This window comes from Streptomyces sp. NPDC055749, assembly GCF_053617235.1.
The window spans coordinates 57993-75411 of sequence record NZ_JBSHFH010000022.1 but is presented as its reverse complement, the minus strand read 5'-3'; the positions used below and the strand labels follow the sequence as shown (position 1 = coordinate 75411).

The following is a 17419-nucleotide window of genomic DNA, read 5'->3' as shown; positions in this document are numbered from 1 at the left end:
GACAGCCCCGTCGACCGCCCTGTGCGGGCCGCGCTCACCCGGTGCTACTCCGCGGTGAACGCGGCCCGCAGTTCTTCCTTCAACGAACGCTGGAACGCGGTCACCAGCGCCTGCACCACCATCGGCTGCATATGGGCCGACAGCGACTTCATCGCCGCGACATGCTCCGGATCGGACTCCCGCTCCCGGTACGGGTCCCACACCTCGTCCCGGAACAGCCGCGTCAGCTCATGCGCCGCCGAGCGGGTGTGCTCCAGCAGGACCGTGCGCGCGGCAAGGATCGTCTCGTGCGCGATCGGTACGTCGAGCAGTTCCACGCCCAGTCGCAGCAGCCCCGGATCGACCCGGAAGCTGTCCTCGCCGTCCCCGGGCCGCTCCAGCACGGCCATCGCCGACAGCAGATCGAGGTCGGGTTCCGTGAGTTCCCGCCCCGCGCGCCGCTCCAGCTCGGCCCGTGTCATGTCCTCGGCCTTGTCGGGAGCCCAGGACGCCACAAGCGCCCGGTGGATCGCCAGATCGTGTGCGCTCAGATCGGGCGGCAGCTGCTCCAGATATCGTTCGATCGCGGCCAGGGTCATGCCCTGGTGCTGGAGCTCCTCGATCAGGGCCAGCCGCGCGAGGTGGTCGCGCCCGTAGTGTCCGACCCGGCGCGGCCCGATCGCCGGCGGCGGCAGGAGTCCCCGGGTGCTGTAGAAGCGCACGGTGCGGACGGTGACTCCGGCGCGCGCCGCGAGCTCGTCGACCGTGAGCCTCGGCTCCTCGGTACCGGTCGCCATCTCTGCTCCTCGCTGCTGGTCAGGTGCAACAGTATTGCTGTCTCACCATTGTTGTGAAAGTCCCCGGCGGCATCCGGGGACCGACTGTCAGTGGTCACCCGTACGGTGAAGGCATGTCGGAGATCACCTATGTGAAGGGCGACGCCACCGCCCCCGTGGGCAAGGGCGTCAAGCTGATCGCGCACGTCTGCAACGATCTGGGCGGCTGGGGCAAGGGCTTCGTCCTCGCCGTGTCGCGACGCTGGCCGGAGCCCGAGGCCGCGTACCGCCGCTGGCACCGGGAGCGCGCCGGCAACGACTTCGGTCTCGGCGCGGTCCAGTTCGTCCAGGCCGGCCCGTACATCTGGGTGGCCAACATGGTGGGGCAGCGGGGGATGCGGACCGGCAGCCAGGGAGTGCCCGTGCGGTACGAGGCGGTGGACGCGGCCCTGGAGAAGGTGGCCGTCCGGGCCGCCGAGCTGGGAGCCTCGGTCCATATGCCGCGCATCGGCTGCGGTCTCGCAGGCGGCAAGTGGTCCAGGATCGAGCCGCTGATCGAGGAGCGCCTGGTGAAGCAGGGCATATCCGTCACGGTGTACGACTACGACTGACGGACCGGACGTACGCCACCCGGTCTTCGAATGTCTCCATATCCACGTGTCGACCTGGCTATCGTTGGAGGTGGCTGGGGCGGATCGGGGGAGGGTCCATGGCGCGACGCAGTACGAACGAGGCATTTCTCGCCCGCGCGCTCACGGAGACGCCGCCGTCCGACGCGCTGAGCGAGCAGATACTCGACGCGGCCCGCGAGCAGTTCATGACGCACGGCGTCCGTAGCTCGACCGTGGATCAGATAGCCAGGCGTGCCAGGGTCTCCCGGATCACCGTGCGCCGGCGGATCGGCGACAGGGACGACCTCCTGGCGGCCTGCCTCCTGCGCGAGTACCGCCGCTTCGTCGTCGACGTGGACGAGGTCGTCGCGGCCCTGCCCACGCGGGAGGAGCGGCTCGTGGAGGGCTTCGTCGCCGTCCTGGAGCATGTCCGGGAACACCCGCTCGTCGGCGGGCTGTTACGGATCGAGCCGGAGATCGTGCTGTCCTTCCTCGCCGCGGAGGGCAGTCCCGCCCTGCTCGCCCTGCGCGGCTATCTGGCCGACCGGCTGCGCCACGCCGAAGTCGCGCGAGAGCGGCCCGAGGGGGAATGGTTGGAGGATCCCCTGCCTGCCGCCGAACTGGCGGTGCGGATCATCGTGTCCCTCGTGCTCAACCCGGCGGGTTCCTTCGAGCGCGACGACGACGAGCAGCTCCGCCTCCTCGCCCGCCGCTCCCTGGTGCCCCTCCTGGCCACCGGACGGACCACGGCGACCGCGGCGCCCCCGCCCCCCGAAGCGAAGGAGGGCCCGTGATCGCATACTGGAATACATCCGGGCCGGTCGGGGGGGCCATAGGGCCTGTCCGGCACGCCGACGCCGGGAGCCCCGTATGGACAGCGCGGCAGCCACGGCTGCGGACGTGGTTCCGGCGCCGCCCCCGCCCGGCGGCGTGCTGTGGACCCTGTCCGGCGACATCCGGGCCCTGCTGATGCTGCCCGCCGCACTCACTCTCCAGGTGGCCCACCCCGCGGTCGGCGCGGGCGTCGACGAGCACTCCGCCTTCCGCACGGACCCGTGGGGGCGCGGCGAGCGGTCCCTGCGCTCGCTCCAGCTCTGGGTGTACGGAGGGGACGCGGCGGCCGAAGAGGGGCGCCGGCTCCGACGGCTCCACCGGACCATCAGGGGAACGGACACCCGGGGCCGCCGTTACCACGCGCTGACACCCGCGAACTACGCCTGGGTGCACGCCACGGGCTTCCCCGTGTACCGGCACGCGGCGCGCTATCTGGTCCGCCCGATGACCGAGGCGCAGGAGCATGCCCTCTACCGCGAATGGCTCCAGGTCGGCCGGATTCTCGGCATCCACGACCGGGACATGCCCCAAACGGTCGAGGAGTTCTGGCCGTACTACCGCAGCATGCTCGCCGAGGAGATCGAGGCGACCCCCGTCGTCCGCGAGCTGGTGGCCCCCGACACGACCCTGCCCCCGCCGGACCGCGGCCCCCTGCTCGTACGGCTTCTGCTGCGGACCCTCTGGCCGCTGCTGCTGCCCCCACTGGCCCGGTTCCGCAGCTTCGTCACCGTGGGGCTCATGCCGCCGGAGGCCCGTGTGGCGATCGGTCTGGAGTGGACGCCCGAGCAGGAGCTGAGACTCCGTCGTTTCTGCCGTGTCGTACGGGCCGTGGTCCCCGTGCTCCCCGAGCGCCTGCGCTATCTTCCGCTCGCCCGCAGGGCACGGGCCGCGCACCGCCGGGCGGGCAACGCACCTGCCCCGGCGGGACGGTAGCCGCCCTGCCCCACCGGCACACCGGCACATCATCCGGTGATCGCCCCCTGTTGCACAGGAGTTGACCGAGGTACCTTCCGCACACGCTGATACGTGGGCGGGCCCGTCGTCGTGCCCGCTGACCGCATCCCGGGAGGCAGCCGTTGATGACCCCTCGCATCGCCCGTGCACTCCGCATCACCCGAACACCGGATATTCCGCGCAGGCGCCGCGCCGGCCTGCGCGAACTCGCCCTGACCTTCGCCGTCGCGGCTCTCGCCGTACCGTTCGCCACCGTCCCCGCCGAGGCCGCGCACTCGGCGCCCCGTACCGGATTCGAGACGAGCAACGGAGCCCGCTGGACCGGGCAGCCCGAGGAGCAGGAGTTCCTCTCGGCCGTCGACCGTGCGAGCGACCGTGTCGCGATCGAGCGGATCGGCACCACGAAACAGGGCCGGCCCCTCCAGCTCGTCCGCATCGGCGCCGACCGGCCCGCCGCCCATACGATGCTGCTGATCTGCAGTCAGCACGGCAACGAGCCGTCCGGCCGCGAGGCATGTCTCTCCACCGTCCGGGACCTCGCCTTCGCCCGGGACCGGGCCACCAGCACCTTCCTGTCCCGTACGAATGTTCTGGTCCTGCCCACCGCCAACCCCGACGGACGGGCGGCGAACACCCGTGGCAACGCGGACGGCGTCGACATCAACCGTGACCACATCGCCCTCCAGACCGTCGAGGGCCGAGCCATGGCCGGTGTCATCCGTGACCAACGACCCGATGTGATTTACGACTTGCACGAGTACGGGGCCACCCCGCCGTACTACGACAAGGACCTCTTCGTCCTCTGGCCCCGCAACCTCAACGTCCACGACGGGGTGCACGACGCCTCGCAGACACTGTCGGACCGGTACGTCAGGCCCGCCGCGACGGAGTCCGGCTACAGCAGCGGCATCTACGGAATCTGGACCGACCCGGTCACCGGAGACCCCATCAAGCAGACCGCGGGCGACGGGCAGGAGCGGATCCTGCGCAACACCTCGGGCCTCAAGCACGCGGTGGGTCTGCTCATCGAGTCCCGTGTCGACGCGCTCTCCGCTGCCGAGAAGGCCGACCCGGCGCTCAACCAGCGGCGCAGGGTCGAGTCCCAGCATGCCGCACTCGGCGGCCTGTTCACCTTCGACGAAGAGCAGCGCGGCCGGATCGAGGCGGCCACCGCGGCGTCCCGCTTCGCCGGGTTCGCCGACCGCGGCCCCGTCTACCTCTCCGGCGCCGACAACGACCCGGCCGAGCCGGGCGAGATCATCGCGGACCCGCCCTGCGGCTACCGGCTCACCGCTGCCCAGTACGCCGACGTGGGCGACGAACTGGCTTTGCACGGGGTCACCTCCCGGCCCGATGGTGACGGAGCGTACGTATCGCTGAGGCAGTCGGCTCGCAATCTCGTTCCCCTGCTCCTCGACGAGAGGGCGACATATCACCTCACAAACGGTCAAGCCGTTACGGCTTGTTGATCCCGGATGATGAGCGTCCTGTGTGGTACTGCCTACGGAGAGCGATTTTTCGGACTCCGTGAAAGGTGTCACTTGTGTCGCAGGACGATCAGAGAGCGGATGATGGGCGGGGAGAGCTGGCCGTCACGGCGGACCTCCCCGCCGGCCCGCACCACGGCGGGGAACCCACGACCGACCGGGTGGTCTTCGGAGTCACGGCGGTACTCACACTCGCCTTCGTGGTCTGGGGTGCCACCGCCACCGACTCGCTGGAGAGCGTCTCCAGTGATCTGCTCACCGGGCTGATCCACAACGGTGGTTGGGCCTTCATGCTCGCCGCGTCCGGATTCGTCGTCTTCGCCCTGTGGCTCGCGATCAGCCGCTACGGGAAGATCGAGCTCGGGCAGGAGGGCGAGAAGCCCGAATTCCGGACCGTCTCCTGGGTCGCGATGATGTTCAGCGCCGGTATGGGTATCGGCCTGATGTTCTACGGAGTGAGTGAGCCGCTGGCCCACTTCATCGACCCGCCGCCCGGCACGCACCCCGCCGACGCCGCCGAGGCGATGCAGACGGCGATGGCCACCACCCTCTTCCACTGGACGCTGCACCCCTGGGCGATCTACGCGGTGGTCGGGCTCGCCATCGCGTACAGCACCTACCGGCGGCGCAGGCGGCAGACGATCAGTGCGGTTTTCGAGCCGCTCATCGGGGAGAAGCGCGCGCACGGAGGCCCCGGCCGCCTCATCGATATTCTCGCCATCTTCGCCACCCTGTTCGGCTCCGCGACCTCGCTGGGGCTCGGCGCACTCCAGATCGGCAGCGGATTCCACGAGCTCGACTGGAAGGAGAGGGCGGGTACGGGTCTCCTGATCACCATCATCGGTGTCCTGACGGTCGCCTTCGTCTTCTCCGCGATCTCCGGCGTCGAGCGGGGCATCCAGTGGCTGTCCAACATCAATATGGTGCTCGCCGTGACGCTCGCGGTCTTCGTGTTCATCGCCGGTCCCACGATCATCGTGCTGGACCTGCTGCCCACCTCGCTCGGCGCCTACTTCGGTGACCTCGCCCAGCTCGCGGGACGTACCGAGGCGACCGGCAAGGGCGAGGTGGCCGACTGGCTCGCCAGCTGGACGGTCTTCTACTGGGCCTGGTGGATCTCCTGGACGCCCTTCGTCGGCATGTTCATCGCCAGGATCAGCCGGGGCCGGACGATTCGTCAGTTCATCGGCGGCGTCATCCTCGTCCCCAGCACGGTCAGCCTGGTCTGGTTCGCGGTCTTCGGCGGTTCGGCGATCAAGCTCCAGGAAGCCGGCAAGCTGGACGACGCCACCACCCCGGAGGGCCAGCTCTTCGGCGTCCTCCAGCAGTTCCCGGCAGCCACCCTGATGAGCATCCTGGTGATGGTCCTGGTCGGCATCTTCTTCGTCTCCGGCGCCGATGCCGCCTCCATCGTGATGGGCACGCTCTCCCAGAAGGGCATCCTCGAACCCGCCAAGTGGGTCGTGATCTTCTGGGGCGTCGTCACCGGAGCCGTGGCCGCCATCATGCTGCTCGTCGGCGACGGCAAGGGCGACGTGCTCGCCGGGCTCCAGAACCTCACCATCCTGGTGGCCGCCCCGTTCACGCTGGTCATGATCGGCATGTGCGTGGCCCTCATGCGGGACCTGCGTCAGGACCCGATGATCGTCCGCCAGGAGTTCGGCGTCGAAGCCATCGAGTCCGCGGTCATCGCGGGCCACTCCAAATACGACGGCGACTTCGAGATCAGGATCGGCCCCGGCGAGAGCCAGGTCACCACGGAACGGCACAAGCCGCCCAGGACCGACAAGACCGACCCGGAAGCCTGACCGAGGACGCGGGGGCGGGCCCGGCCCGGCATCCCGGCGGTGGCTCGGCCACTCAGCCCGCCAGCCGGGCCGCCTCCCGCGCACAGCCCCAGGCGACCGTCACCCCGGCGCCCCCGTGCCCGTAGTTGTGCACGAGGCGCCCACCACCCGGCAGCGGCTCGGCCTCGATCCGCACCCCGGCATCCCGGGCCGGCCGCAGCCCCACCCGGTGCCCGATGACCCGGGCCCCGGCGATCTCTGGCCTGATCCGGGCGCACCGCGCCACGATCTCCTCGGTCGTACGGGCATCTGGCTCCGTGCGCGGGTCGTCCACCTCGGCCGTGCCACCGAGCAGAAGGCCACCTGGCTGCGGAAAGAAATACGTCGTCGCGCTCGACGCGGCGTCCGCCTCCGTGAACCACTCGTCGATCCCCGGGTTCTCCACCACGGTCAGCTGGCCGCGCACCGCCCGCACCCCGGCATCCGGAACCAGCTCACGAGCACCCAGCCCGGCGCAGTTCACGACGGCCGGGGCCTCGGCCGCCGCCTCGTCGAAGCTCTTCACCGTGCGCCGCTCCACCACGCCCCCGGCCGCCGCCAGACGCCGCTCCAGCCAGTCCAGATGCACCGGCATATCGAGGAGCGGCAACGTCACCCGCAGCCCGTCCGGCACCTCGGCCGCGCCGGCGAGCTGCCGCGCCCACGGCCCGAGCGCGGCGAACCGCTCGCCCCGGTGCACCCCGGCGACCAGCCGTACGCCGGTCTCCTCGGGTGAAGCGGCGAGCTCCTCGTACACCCGCAGGGTCGCCAGTGCCCAGTCCCCGACCAGGGCCTCGGGCTCGATCCGGTACGGCCACCACAGTGCGCCGGCCACCGCCGACGTCGTCGCCGAGGCCGGATCCCGCGACCAGACCCGGACCCGGCTGCCGGACTCCGCGAGCACCACCGCGGTGGTCAGCCCGATCACCCCGCTCCCCACCACGATCACGTCCGCCATCGCTGTCACCCCTTCCGGCTGTTGGCCGGACGTTAACGGATGACCCCACAGTCCGGACAGGCTGTCCCGGCCTCCCGGACGCCGATTAGGATCGACCCCCTGATGACTGCCACTCTCGTCGCCAAGGATCTCGCCGCCGGACACGGCGACCGCACTCTCTTCGCAGGGCTCGACCTCGTCGTCGCGCCCGGCGATGTGATCGGTCTCGTCGGAGTCAACGGCGCCGGTAAATCGTCCCTGCTCCGTCTCCTCGCCGGCCTCGACCGCCCGGAGGAGGGCGAGCTGCGCCTCTCTCCGCCCACCGCCACGGTCGGCCACCTCCCGCAGGAGCCCGAGCGGCGCCCGGAGGAGACCGTGCGGACGTTCCTCGCCCGCCGCACCGGGGTCGCCGACGCCCAGGAAGCGATGGACACCGCGACCCAGGCACTCGTCGACGGAGCACCGGGCGCGGACGACGCGTACTCCGAGACGCTGGAGCGCTGGCTCTCCCTCGGCGGCGCCGACCTGGACGAAAGGGCCGAGGAGGTCGCCGCCGACCTCGGTCTGACCGTCAGCCTCGACCTCCCGATGACGGCGCTCTCCGGCGGCCAGGCGGCCCGCGCCGGACTCGCCTCGCTCCTGCTGTCCCGGTACGACATCTTCCTGCTGGACGAGCCCACCAACGACCTGGACCTGGACGGCCTGGAACGCCTTGAGCGCTACGTCGCCGGTCTGCGTATGGGCACGGTCGTCATCAGCCACGACCGCGAGTTCCTGATGCGTACGGTTACCAAGGTCCTGGAGCTGGACCTCGCCCAGCAGGAGATCAACCTCTACGGCGGCGGCTACGCGGCCTACCTGGAGGAGCGCGACCGCGCCCGCAGGCACGCCCGCGAGGAGTTCGACGAGTACGCCGACAAGCGCTCCGCACTCGAAGGCCGCGCCCAGACGCAGCGCTCCTGGATGGACAAGGGCGTCAAGAACGCCCGCCGCAAGGCCGGCGACAACGACAAGCTCGGCCGCAAGTTCCGCAGCGAGTCGAGCGAGAAGCAGGCCGCGAAGGCCCGGCAGACGCAGCGCATGATCGAGCGGCTCGAGGTCGTCGAGGAGCCCCGCAAGGAGTGGGAGCTGCGGATGGAGATCGCCTCCGCCCCACGCTCCGGCTCGGTCGTCGCCTCGCTCCGCGACGCGGAGGTCGTACGCGGCGACTTCGCGTTCGGCCCGGCCACGCTCCAGATCGACTGGGCGGACCGGGTCGCCATCACCGGAGCCAACGGAGCGGGCAAGTCCACGCTGCTCGCCGCCCTGCTCGGGCGGCTTCCGCTCGACTCCGGGCACGCGACGCTCGGCTCGGGCGTGGTGGTCGGCGAGGTCGACCAGGCACGCAAGCTGTTCCACGGTTCGGAGAGCCTGCTGGACGCGTTCTGCGCGGCCGTACCCGACACCGAACCGGCCGAAGTCCGCACCCTGCTCGCCAAGTTCGGCCTCCGCGCGGACCACGTGACGCGCCCGGCGACGACCCTCTCCCCGGGCGAACGCACCCGCGCGGCGCTCGCCCTCCTCCAGGGCAGGGGCGTCAACCTCCTGGTCCTCGACGAGCCGACGAACCACCTGGACCTGCCCGCGATCGAGCAGCTGGAGTCGGCGCTCGACTCCTACACGGGGACGCTGCTGCTGGTCACGCACGACCGCCGGATGCTGGAGGCGGTGCACACGACGCGCCGCGTCGAGGTGATGAACGGCAAGGTGACGGAGATCTGACTCCGGGGGCTCCGGGGTCAGATCCCCCGGAGCCCACCGCCCACTTACCGCTTCTTGCCGCCCTGCTTCGGGTCCACCAACCCCGCCCGCCGCAACGCATCCGCCATAGCACTGTTCCCCGGCGCCTGAGCCGGAGCCTGGCGCGCGCCGCCACCGCCGCGACGGTCACCGCCCTGGCCCCCCTGACCGCTCCGCTCGCCGCCCTGGCGGGGCCTCGGCGGCCGACCACCCTGACCGCCGCGCTCGCCCCTCTCGCCGCCCTCGCCCCGCTTCCGGGCACCGTCCTGCCCCGGCTGCCCCGCAGCCACGGCCTCGTCGTCCAGCCGCAGCGTCAGCGAGATCCGCTTGCGCGGAATGTCGACGTCCATGACCTTGACCTTCACGACGTCACCCGGCTTCACGACATCCCGCGGGTCCTTCACAAAGGTCCTGGACATCGCCGACACATGCACCAGACCGTCCTGGTGCACACCGATGTCCACGAACGCCCCGAACGCCGCCACGTTCGTGACGACACCCTCCAGCACCATCCCGGAGGCCAGATCGCCGATCTTCTCGACACCTTCCTTGAAGGTGGCCGTCTTGAACGCCGGACGCGGGTCGCGGCCCGGCTTCTCCAGCTCCTTCAGGATGTCCGTGACCGTCGGCAGACCGAACTTCTCGTTCACGAAGTCATCGGCCCGCAGCGTCCGCAGCACGCCCGCGTTGCCGAGCAGCGACGCCACCTCGCTGCCCGTCGTCTTCACCATCGCCCGCACCACCGGATACGCCTCGGGGTGCACGCTCGACGAGTCCAGCGGGTCGTCGCCGCCCCGGATGCGGAGGAAGCCCGCGCACTGCTCGTACGCCTTCGGGCCCAGCCGCGCCACATCCTTCAGCGACCGCCGCGAACGGAACGGACCGTTGCTGTCCCGGTGCGCGACGATGTTCTCTGCGAGTCCCGAGCCGATGCCGGAGACCCGTGAAAGCAGCGGCGCGGAAGCGGTGTTGACGTCCACGCCGACCCCGTTCACACAGTCCTCGACGACCGCGTCCAGCGAGCGCGAGAGCTTCACCTCGGACAGGTCGTGCTGGTACTGACCGACTCCGATCGACTTCGGATCGATCTTCACCAGCTCGGCCAGCGGGTCCTGGAGGCGGCGCGCGATCGAGACCGCGCCACGCAACGACACGTCCATGTCGGGGAGTTCCTGCGAGGCGAAGGCGGAGGCCGAGTACACCGACGCGCCCGCCTCCGACACCATCACCTTCGTGAGCTTCAACTCCGGGTGCTTCTCGCACAGTTCACCGGCGAGCTTGTCCGTCTCGCGTGACGCGGTGCCGTTGCCGATCGCGATCAGATCGACGGAGTGGGCCTTCGCCAGCCGCTCCAGCTTCGCCAGCGACTCGTCCCACTTGTTGGCGGGGACATGCGGGTAGATGACGTCCGTCGCGACGACCTTGCCGGTCGCGTCGACGACGGCGACCTTCACACCCGTACGGAAGCCGGGGTCGAGCCCGAGCGTGGCCCGCGTCCCGGCCGGCGCTGCGAGCAGCAGATCGCGCAGGTTCGAGGCGAAGACGCGTACAGCCTCGTCCTCCGCCGCCGTACGCAGCCGCAGCCGCAGGTCGATCCCCAGGTGGACGAGGATGCGGGTGCGCCAGGCCCAGCGGACCGTGTCGCCGAGCCACTTGTCGCCGGGACGCCCGCGGTCGTTGACCCCGAAGCGCCGGGCGATCATGTTCTCGTACGTCGAAGGGCCGGGCCTCTCCGAGGCCTCGGGCTCCTCCGGCTCCAGGACCAGGTCGAGCACGTCCTCCTTCTCGCCCCGCAGCATGGCGAGCACCCGGTGCGAGGGCAGCGCGGTGAACGGTTCCGCGAAGTCGAAGTAGTCGGCGAACTTCGCGCCGGCCTCCTCCTTGCCGTCGCGGACCTTCGCCGTCAGCCGCCCGCGCGACCACATGCGCTCACGCAGCTCACCCGTGAGGTCGGCGTCCTCGGAGAAACGCTCGGCGAGGATGGCGCGGGCGCCGTCCAGAGCCGCAGCCCCGTCCGCCACCCCCTTGTCCGCGTCGACGAACGCGGCAGCCGCGACGAGCGGATCGGCCGACGGATCGCCGAGCAGCCCGTCCGCCAGCGGTTCGAGCCCCGCCTCGCGGGCGATCTGCGCCTTCGTCCGGCGCTTCGGCTTGAACGGAAGATAGATGTCCTCAAGACGCGCCTTGGTGTCGGCGGCCCGGATCCGCGCCTCCAGCGCCTCGTCGAGCTTGCCCTGCTCGCGTACGGATTCGAGGATCGCCGCGCGACGGTCCTCCAGCTCCCGCAGATACCGCAGCCGTTCCTCGAGCGTGCGCAGCTGCGCATCGTCGAGCATCTCGGTGGCTTCCTTGCGGTAGCGCGCGATGAACGGCACGGTCGACCCGCCGTCGAGCAGCTCGACGGCCGCCTTCACCTGCCGCTCACGTACGCCGAGCTCCTCGGCGATCCTGCCTTCGATGGACGTCGTCACGGTTTTCCCGACTCGCCTTCTCGTACTGGCTGTGCTGGCTGTGCTGACTGGGGGTGGTCCCCTTCGCGGGGGTCCCTCTTCGCCTGCATTGTGCCGGGTCGCCGGGCGCCGTGTCGCGTGACCTCCTCAAACGCGTTTTGGCGGGGTGCTCACGCGCGGCGGCTCCGGCCACCGCCGGAACCACCGCCGAACAGCTTGGCGAGCAGCCGGAAGGGAAGCGTCACGACGGTGGCGATGGCCGAGCCGACAGCGCGGAGAGCGTCTGCGATTGCATGCATAGGGTGTCTCCTCAGTAGGTGTGTGCGTTGCCGCCTGGCCGCTGTGACTCTTACTAAACGCATCTCGCGGCATCGCTACTCCTCACCCATGGGGAAACAGGCGCCTTCGCCCTGCTCAGCCCTTGCCGGTCAGACCGTCCGGGAACGCACCGGCGGAGGCCGCCGCGAACAGGAAGCCGCGTCCCAGCTCGGTGAGCCGCTCCACCGCCTCCGCGCCCAGCAGCTCGTACGGCGTGGCGTCCATCTCGTCCGTCGCCTCTTCGAGCCCGGCCCGCAGTGCCACGCCCGCCTCCGTCAGCTCGCCCTCGGCGTCCAGCAGTCCGCGTCCGCGCAGCCGCTCCGCCGCCGCCTCCCAGTCGGCGCGGCGCCAGCCGCGGGTGGCGAGGATCCACCGCGGATTCATGCCCTTGCCGGTCGCGGTGTGGCTGACCATGGCCTCGACCGGGTCCAGGCCCGCGGCGAGAAGCGCGGCGAGATGGGCGTCGCCGCGGTGTTCGCGCAGCAGGGTCGCGGCGTGCCAGTACGCCAGGTGCGGCTCGTCCGGGACGGGCAGATCGGCGTGGGCGGCGTACAGCGGCCGGGCGTGGCGGGTGCAGCCCTCGGTGGCCCGCAGTGCCAGCTGTGCGGCCTCGGCCAGCTCGGCCGACGCGATGGCCTCCTCGCCGAGCAGCCGGCGGAGCGTCGAGTCGGCGGCCCGCAGCCGGGCGTCCAGGACCGCCTGCGGTGAGGCGACGGACCACACGGCGGGCACATGGCGTGCCACCAGCTCGTGGTTGAAGTTGTAGAAAGTCGCAGTGACGGTGCCCGCTCCGACGGCGCCCATAGCGGCGCTTCGCGTGGCGAAATACGCGGCGTTGGAGTCGTCGATGCCCAGCTCGCTCATCTCCTTGCCCAGGTCGGGGGAGAAGAAGATGGCGGAGTGCAGCGGGTTGAGGGCGTTGTGGCAGCGGCGTCCGGCGCGCGGAGGGAGAGTGCTCATACCCGCACGTTACCGACTGGTCGGTACGTCGCGGAACCCGTACGGCCAGGAAATGCCGGTGACCGGGGAGAGTGGCAGGAAAGGTGGGCTGCTCGTCATTGCGGCCATCTGCCGTGCCGCGCACGATGGCGGACATGAAGCAGCGATCCGTACTAGTCGTCCTCTTCGACGGCGTACAGAGCCTCGATGTCAGCGGCCCGATGGAGGTCTTCGCCGGTGCCTCCGGGTTCCCCGAGGTCTCGTACGAGCTGCGCACCGCCTCCCTGGACGGCGCCCCGGTCCGCAGCTCCAGTGGACTCACGCTCGTTCCCGACAGCGCGCTGGCCGACGCCCGGCCGTCTGACACGCTCCTCGTGCCCGGCGGCGGGGGCACGCGGGACCCCGCCCCCGCCCTCATCGAATGGCTCCGCGACCACGCCCCGCACGCCGACCGGCTCGTCTCCGTCTGCACCGGCGCTCTGCTGCTCGCCGAGGCGGGCCTGCTGGACGGCCACCGCGTCACGACGCACTGGGCGGTCTGCGAGCATCTCGCCCGCACCTATCCCGCCGTCGATGTGGACCCGGACCCGATCTTCGTACGGGACGGAAAGCTCGCCACCTCCGCCGGTGTCACGGCGGGCATCGATCTCGCACTCGCCCTGGTCGAGGAGGACCACGGCCGGGAGGTGGCGCTCACCGTGGCCCGCCACCTCGTCGTGTTCCTGCGACGGCCGGGGAACCAGGCCCAGTTCAGCGCCCAGCTCACCGCCCAGACGGCCCGCCGCGAACCGCTGAAGGACGTCCAGCACTGGATCACCGAGCACCCCGACGACGACCTCTGCGTGGAGGCGCTCGCCGCGCGGGCCGGGCTCTCGCCCCGGCACTTCGCCCGCGCCTTCCAGGCGGAGACCGGGATGACGCCGGGTCGCTTTGTCGACCGTGTACGTCTCGAACAGGCCCGCCGGCTGCTGGAGGACACATCCGACGGGGTCGCCCGGATCTCGCGCTCCAGCGGCTACGGCACCCCCGAGGCGATGCGCCGCGCCTTCGTCAAGGCACTCGGCACGGCGCCCGCCGAATACCGGCGCCGCTTCCGCCCCTCCCACACCCCGTCCTGACCGGAATCAACCCACCGACCACGTAGGGAATCACCGTGCAGATCGCCATCGTGCTCTTCGACCGTTTCACCGCCCTGGACGCCGTGGGCCCGTACGAGGTGCTGAGCCGCACCCCCGGTGCCGAGACGGTCTTCGTGGCCGAGCGGACCGGCCCCGTCCGCAACGACAGCGGCAGCCTCTCGCTCGTCGCCGACCGGACGCTCGCCGACGTGCCATCGCCGGATGTGGTGATCGTGCCCGGCGGCCCCGGGCAGAGCGAACAGATGGAGAACGAGGCGCTGCTCGGCTGGCTGCGCTCGGCCGATGCCACCAGCACCTGGACGACATCCGTGTGCACCGGATCGCTGCTGCTGGCCGCCGCCGGCCTGCTGACCGGACGGCGCGCCACCTCGCACTGGCTCGCGCTCGACTTCCTGAAGGGTTACGGCGTCGAGCCGACCGGCGAACGCGTCGTCACCGACGGCAAGTACGTGACGGCCGCGGGCGTCTCGTCCGGCATCGACATGGGCCTGACCCTGGTCGGCCGGATCGCGGGCGACGAACACGCTCAGGCGGTGCAGCTCCTGACGGAGTACGACCCTCAGCCGCCGTACGACTGCGGATCGCCGGCCAAGGCCCCTGCGGCCCTGGTCGAGGAGTTCCGCACGAAGAACCGCTTCATCCTCCGGTAGCGGTGCCGTCCACGGGCCCTGTCGTCCAGGTGAAGACGGGCGCCCGCCGTTCCAGGAACGCGGCGACCCCCTCCGCGGTGTCGCCGCTGCGGCGCGCCTGGTCCGCCCAGTACGGGTCCCGGTCCTCGCGACCCGAGGCGAACTCCTTCGCCGCCGCCTGGGTGAGCTGCGAACGGGAGGCCAGGACGCGTACGAAGGCGTCCACCCGCTTGTCCAGCTCACCGGCCGGCAGCACCTCGTCGACCAGACCGGTGCGCAGCGCCCGTTCCGTACCGATCAGCTCTCCCGAGAACAGCAGGAACTTCGCGGTCGCGGGCCCCACGAGGCCCACCAGCCGCCTGGTGGACGACGAGGGGTAGACGATGCCGAGCTTGGCCGGGGTGATTCCGAAGGAGGTACCCTCCTCGGCGAACCGCAGATCGCAGGCGGCGGCCAGCTGGCCGCCGCCTCCCACACAGAACCCGCGCACCGCGGCGAGCGTGGGCCGGGGGAAGGCGGCCAGCGCCTCCTCGGCCCGCACCGCCAGGCTCTGCGGGCTGCCGCCCGGCTCCTGGAGCGAGGCGATGTCCGCGCCGGCGCAGAAGGTGTCACCCGCGCCCGTCAGCACGAGCGCGCGCACCGCACGGTCGGCGGCCAGCCGCTCCAGCAGGGTGGGCAGCGTCTGCCACATGGCCGCCGTCATCGCGTTGCGTTTGGCGGGGTTGCTGATGACGACGGTGGCGATCCCGTCCGCCACCGTGTGCTCGAGCCGGGGCTGATCCGTACGGTCCATGCGCCGGATGCTATCGGGACGGTTCGAACCTATGATCAAGAAGGGGTCGCGAAGCGGACACGCACGGTGAGGAGCTGTCGATGGCCGGTCCCGCAGCCGAGGGCAAGAAGCTCAGACGCAGTTTCGGCCGGCTGACCCTGCTCGGCATTCTGCTCGTCGTCGCGGGTGTGGTGGGTCTCGTCTACACCGGCGTGGCCACCCTCACCTCGATGCTGCTCTTCGGCTGGCTGCTGCTGATCGGCGGCGCGGTCGGACTGATCCACGCGATCCAGTCCAGGGGCACGAACTTCTTCTGGCTCGGCGTGGTGGTCGCCGCGCTGAACATCGCGGCCGGAGTCGTCGTGATCCGGCACCCGGAGGGCACCGCCGAGGCGCTGACCATGTTCGCCGCGCTGCTCTTCCTCACCGGCGGCCTGTTCCGTCTGGTCGGCAGCGTCGTCGTGCGCGGTCCACAGTTCGGCTGGACGCTCCTGCAGGGCGCGTTCGGCATGCTCCTCGGCCTGCTGGTGCTCTTCGACTGGCCGCACAGCAGCCTCTACGTGCTCGGCTGTTTCTTCTCGCTGGCGCTGCTGTTCGACGGGCTCGGCCTGATCGCGTTCGGGGTCGGCGGCCGGAGCATCGTGGGTATGGTCTCGGACCAGATGGCGGCCGAGGAAAAGCTCAACGAGCCCCTTACGGACAACACATCAGAAGACCATCAGAAGCGGTCCAACAACTGACGCCGTCATACTCACTCAATCAAATGTCGTCGATAAGTGACTATTTCTGATCAGTGGCACGGTACGGACCAAGCGATTCCCAACACTCTTTACTCGACGGTCAGTGATGTGCGAGTCGAGAGCGGGTACCGGATTATGGAGAGCCGCGGGAGTGTCCCGGCCCATACCGTGTCGTACGAGGGGGTGTGGCGTTTCACCGCCCCCGCGGTCGACATCTCAGTGCCCCAGGCGCGGCACGCGGTACGGGATCTGGTGAACCGCCAGGGTGTGCCCCTCGACGACGAGATCCTCCAGGGCCTGCTGCTGATCGTCTCGGAACTGGCCACCAACGCGGTGAAGCACGCGGCGCTCCTGTCGCCGGAGCTCGCCGTCGAGGTGGCCATCGGCGCCGACTGGATCAGAATCTCGGTCGAGGACAACCATCCGTACAGACCCACGGCCCTGGAAACCGACTACGCCCAGACGGGCGGCCGGGGCCTGCTGCTCGTCCGCGAGGTCACGGCCGAGGCGGGCGGCACCTGCGACGTCGAGCACACCGCGAGCGGCGGGAAGATCATCTGGGCGGCGCTGCCGTTGAGGACGCAGCTCTGACCGCCCTGTACGAACGGGCCGTCACCAGCCCGCTGAAGGCCCCGTCAGCTCTCTGATCGCCGGCCGCGCGGAGTCGAGGACGGTCATGAACCACGCCGAGAACGGCGCCTTCGCATGCCGCTCGGCCAGCTCGTCCGCGGTCACGAAGGCCGTCTCGCCGACCTCCTCGGCATCCGGCTTCAGCTGCTCCTGGGCCATGCCCACGAAGAGATGGTTGAACTCCTGCTCCACCAGGCCCGATGCCGGGTCCGGGTGGTTGTAACGGACCGTGCCCGCCTCCGCGAGCAACGAGGGCGAGATCCCCAGCTCCTCGTACGTACGCCGGGCGGCGGCGGCGAAGGGCGCCTCGCCCGGATAGGGGTGACCGCAGCAGGTGTTGGACCAGACGCCGGGGGAGTGGTACTTGCCGAGGGCGCGGCGCTGGAGCAGCAGCCGTCCCTGCTCGTCGAAGAGGAAGACGGAGAACGCGCGGTGCAGCTGACCGGGCGGCTGATGCGCAGCGAGCTTCTCCGCGGTGCCGATGGTGGTGCCGCTCTCGTCGACCAGTTCAAGCATGATCGCTTCTGCAGTGCCGTTCGACGAACTGTGCGCCGCGGTGGCTGGTGTGGTCGGCATACCCATCCTTCGCATTGGTCCCCGGCCCCGTGCGCCGGGCCCC

17 protein-coding genes are annotated in these 17419 nt (G+C 70.6%); 10 read left to right on the top strand and 7 right to left on the bottom strand.

What is annotated here, in order from left to right; translation table 11 throughout:
• Positions 1-44: 44 nt before the first annotated feature.
• A complete protein-coding gene (locus tag ACWGO0_RS18690) occupies positions 45-776 on the bottom strand; it encodes a MerR family transcriptional regulator (protein WP_453535615.1) in 732 nt (243 codons plus the stop codon).
• A gap of 113 nt (positions 777-889) precedes the next feature.
• On the opposite strand from ACWGO0_RS18690, the gene ACWGO0_RS18685 reads away from it, so the two are divergent.
• The 5 genes from ACWGO0_RS18685 (at position 890) to ACWGO0_RS18665 (ending at position 6449) form a co-directional block, all read left to right on the top strand.
• On the top strand, positions 890-1366 hold the full coding sequence (locus tag ACWGO0_RS18685) for a macro domain-containing protein (RefSeq protein ID WP_453535612.1): 477 nt from the start codon (positions 890-892) through the stop codon (positions 1364-1366).
• Between the two features lie 98 nt (positions 1367-1464).
• Positions 1465-2160: a TetR/AcrR family transcriptional regulator gene (locus ACWGO0_RS18680; protein WP_453535609.1), complete on the top strand. Its 696-nt coding sequence runs from the start codon at positions 1465-1467 to the stop codon at positions 2158-2160.
• Positions 2161-2236: 76 nt separating this feature from the next.
• Entirely contained in the window at positions 2237-3133 is an 897-nt protein-coding gene (locus ACWGO0_RS18675; RefSeq protein ID WP_453535606.1) for an oxygenase MpaB family protein, read from the top strand.
• Between the two features lie 146 nt (positions 3134-3279).
• Positions 3280-4623, top strand: coding sequence for a M14 family metallopeptidase (locus tag ACWGO0_RS18670; RefSeq protein WP_453535603.1), 1344 nt, complete (start codon positions 3280-3282; stop codon positions 4621-4623).
• A 74-nt stretch (positions 4624-4697) separates the two neighbouring features.
• Positions 4698-6449 (top strand): BCCT family transporter, encoded by a 1752-nt coding sequence (locus tag ACWGO0_RS18665; protein ID WP_453535600.1) that lies wholly within the window; start codon positions 4698-4700, stop codon positions 6447-6449.
• A 52-nt stretch (positions 6450-6501) separates the two neighbouring features.
• Here ACWGO0_RS18665 and ACWGO0_RS18660 read toward each other — a convergent pair whose 3' ends face one another.
• Positions 6502-7434 carry an FAD-dependent oxidoreductase gene (locus ACWGO0_RS18660; protein ID WP_453535597.1) on the bottom strand — a complete coding sequence of 311 codons (933 nt, stop codon included), beginning with the start codon at positions 7432-7434 and terminating at the stop codon, positions 6502-6504.
• Positions 7435-7527: 93 nt separating this feature from the next.
• Here ACWGO0_RS18660 and ACWGO0_RS18655 point away from each other — a divergent pair, with 93 nt between their 5' ends.
• Complete coding sequence (locus ACWGO0_RS18655; protein WP_453535594.1) at positions 7528-9165, top strand: ABC-F family ATP-binding cassette domain-containing protein; 1638 nt, start codon at positions 7528-7530, stop codon at positions 9163-9165.
• Between the two features lie 44 nt (positions 9166-9209).
• Here ACWGO0_RS18655 and ACWGO0_RS18650 read toward each other — a convergent pair whose 3' ends face one another.
• From ACWGO0_RS18650 to ACWGO0_RS18640, 3 genes are all read right to left on the bottom strand, one after another.
• The gene (locus ACWGO0_RS18650) at positions 9210-11654 is read right to left on the bottom strand and encodes a Tex family protein (RefSeq protein WP_453535591.1); all 2445 of its coding nucleotides are present in this window, start codon (positions 11652-11654) and stop codon (positions 9210-9212) included.
• A 149-nt stretch (positions 11655-11803) separates the two neighbouring features.
• Positions 11804-11932, bottom strand: coding sequence for an LPFR motif small protein (locus ACWGO0_RS18645; RefSeq protein WP_453535588.1), 129 nt, complete (start codon positions 11930-11932; stop codon positions 11804-11806).
• Positions 11933-12047: 115 nt separating this feature from the next.
• Positions 12048-12911, bottom strand: coding sequence for an SCO6745 family protein (locus tag ACWGO0_RS18640; RefSeq protein ID WP_453535586.1), 864 nt, complete (start codon positions 12909-12911; stop codon positions 12048-12050).
• 134 nt (positions 12912-13045) lie between these two features.
• Between ACWGO0_RS18640 and ACWGO0_RS18635 the strand changes: the two genes are divergently transcribed.
• Both ACWGO0_RS18635 and ACWGO0_RS18630 read left to right on the top strand, forming a co-directional pair.
• Positions 13046-14008, top strand: coding sequence for a GlxA family transcriptional regulator (locus tag ACWGO0_RS18635; protein ID WP_453535583.1), 963 nt, complete (start codon positions 13046-13048; stop codon positions 14006-14008).
• A gap of 35 nt (positions 14009-14043) precedes the next feature.
• Entirely contained in the window at positions 14044-14679 is a 636-nt protein-coding gene (locus ACWGO0_RS18630) for a DJ-1/PfpI family protein (RefSeq protein WP_453535580.1), read from the top strand.
• On the opposite strand, the gene ACWGO0_RS18625 is transcribed toward ACWGO0_RS18630, so the two are convergent.
• On the bottom strand, positions 14666-15451 hold the full coding sequence (locus tag ACWGO0_RS18625; protein WP_453535577.1) for an enoyl-CoA hydratase/isomerase family protein: 786 nt from the start codon (positions 15449-15451) through the stop codon (positions 14666-14668). The genes ACWGO0_RS18630 and ACWGO0_RS18625 overlap by 14 nt on opposite strands.
• Before the next feature lie 80 nt (positions 15452-15531).
• On the opposite strand from ACWGO0_RS18625, the gene ACWGO0_RS18620 reads away from it, so the two are divergent.
• Positions 15532-16170: an HdeD family acid-resistance protein gene (locus ACWGO0_RS18620; protein ID WP_453535574.1), complete on the top strand. Its 639-nt coding sequence runs from the start codon at positions 15532-15534 to the stop codon at positions 16168-16170.
• 135 nt (positions 16171-16305) lie between these two features.
• Positions 16306-16761: an ATP-binding protein gene (locus ACWGO0_RS18615; RefSeq protein ID WP_453535571.1), complete on the top strand. Its 456-nt coding sequence runs from the start codon at positions 16306-16308 to the stop codon at positions 16759-16761.
• A gap of 21 nt (positions 16762-16782) precedes the next feature.
• Here the strand turns inward: ACWGO0_RS18615 and idi are convergent, their stop codons facing one another.
• Positions 16783-17376: an isopentenyl-diphosphate Delta-isomerase gene (gene idi / locus ACWGO0_RS18610; RefSeq protein ID WP_453535568.1), complete on the bottom strand. Its 594-nt coding sequence runs from the start codon at positions 17374-17376 to the stop codon at positions 16783-16785.
• Between the last annotated feature and the right edge of the window lie 43 nt (positions 17377-17419).

Coding starts and splice junctions, on each gene's coding strand:
- ACWGO0_RS18690 (WP_453535615.1), bottom strand. CDS start 776: ATGGCGACCGGTACCGAGGAGCCGAGGCTCACGGTCGACGAGCTCGCG.
- ACWGO0_RS18675 (WP_453535606.1), top strand. CDS start 2,237: ATGGACAGCGCGGCAGCCACGGCTGCGGACGTGGTTCCGGCGCCGCCC.
- ACWGO0_RS18680 (WP_453535609.1), top strand. CDS start 1,465: ATGGCGCGACGCAGTACGAACGAGGCATTTCTCGCCCGCGCGCTCACG.
- ACWGO0_RS18620 (WP_453535574.1), top strand. CDS start 15,532: ATGGCCGGTCCCGCAGCCGAGGGCAAGAAGCTCAGACGCAGTTTCGGC.
- ACWGO0_RS18685 (WP_453535612.1), top strand. CDS start 890: ATGTCGGAGATCACCTATGTGAAGGGCGACGCCACCGCCCCCGTGGGC.
- ACWGO0_RS18625 (WP_453535577.1), bottom strand. CDS start 15,451: ATGGACCGTACGGATCAGCCCCGGCTCGAGCACACGGTGGCGGACGGG.
- idi (WP_453535568.1), bottom strand. CDS start 17,376: ATGCCGACCACACCAGCCACCGCGGCGCACAGTTCGTCGAACGGCACT.
- ACWGO0_RS18655 (WP_453535594.1), top strand. CDS start 7,528: ATGACTGCCACTCTCGTCGCCAAGGATCTCGCCGCCGGACACGGCGAC.
- ACWGO0_RS18670 (WP_453535603.1), top strand. CDS start 3,280: ATGACCCCTCGCATCGCCCGTGCACTCCGCATCACCCGAACACCGGAT.
- ACWGO0_RS18635 (WP_453535583.1), top strand. CDS start 13,046: ATGAAGCAGCGATCCGTACTAGTCGTCCTCTTCGACGGCGTACAGAGC.
- ACWGO0_RS18645 (WP_453535588.1), bottom strand. CDS start 11,932: ATGCATGCAATCGCAGACGCTCTCCGCGCTGTCGGCTCGGCCATCGCC.
- ACWGO0_RS18640 (WP_453535586.1), bottom strand. CDS start 12,911: ATGAGCACTCTCCCTCCGCGCGCCGGACGCCGCTGCCACAACGCCCTC.
- ACWGO0_RS18615 (WP_453535571.1), top strand. CDS start 16,306: ATGGAGAGCCGCGGGAGTGTCCCGGCCCATACCGTGTCGTACGAGGGG.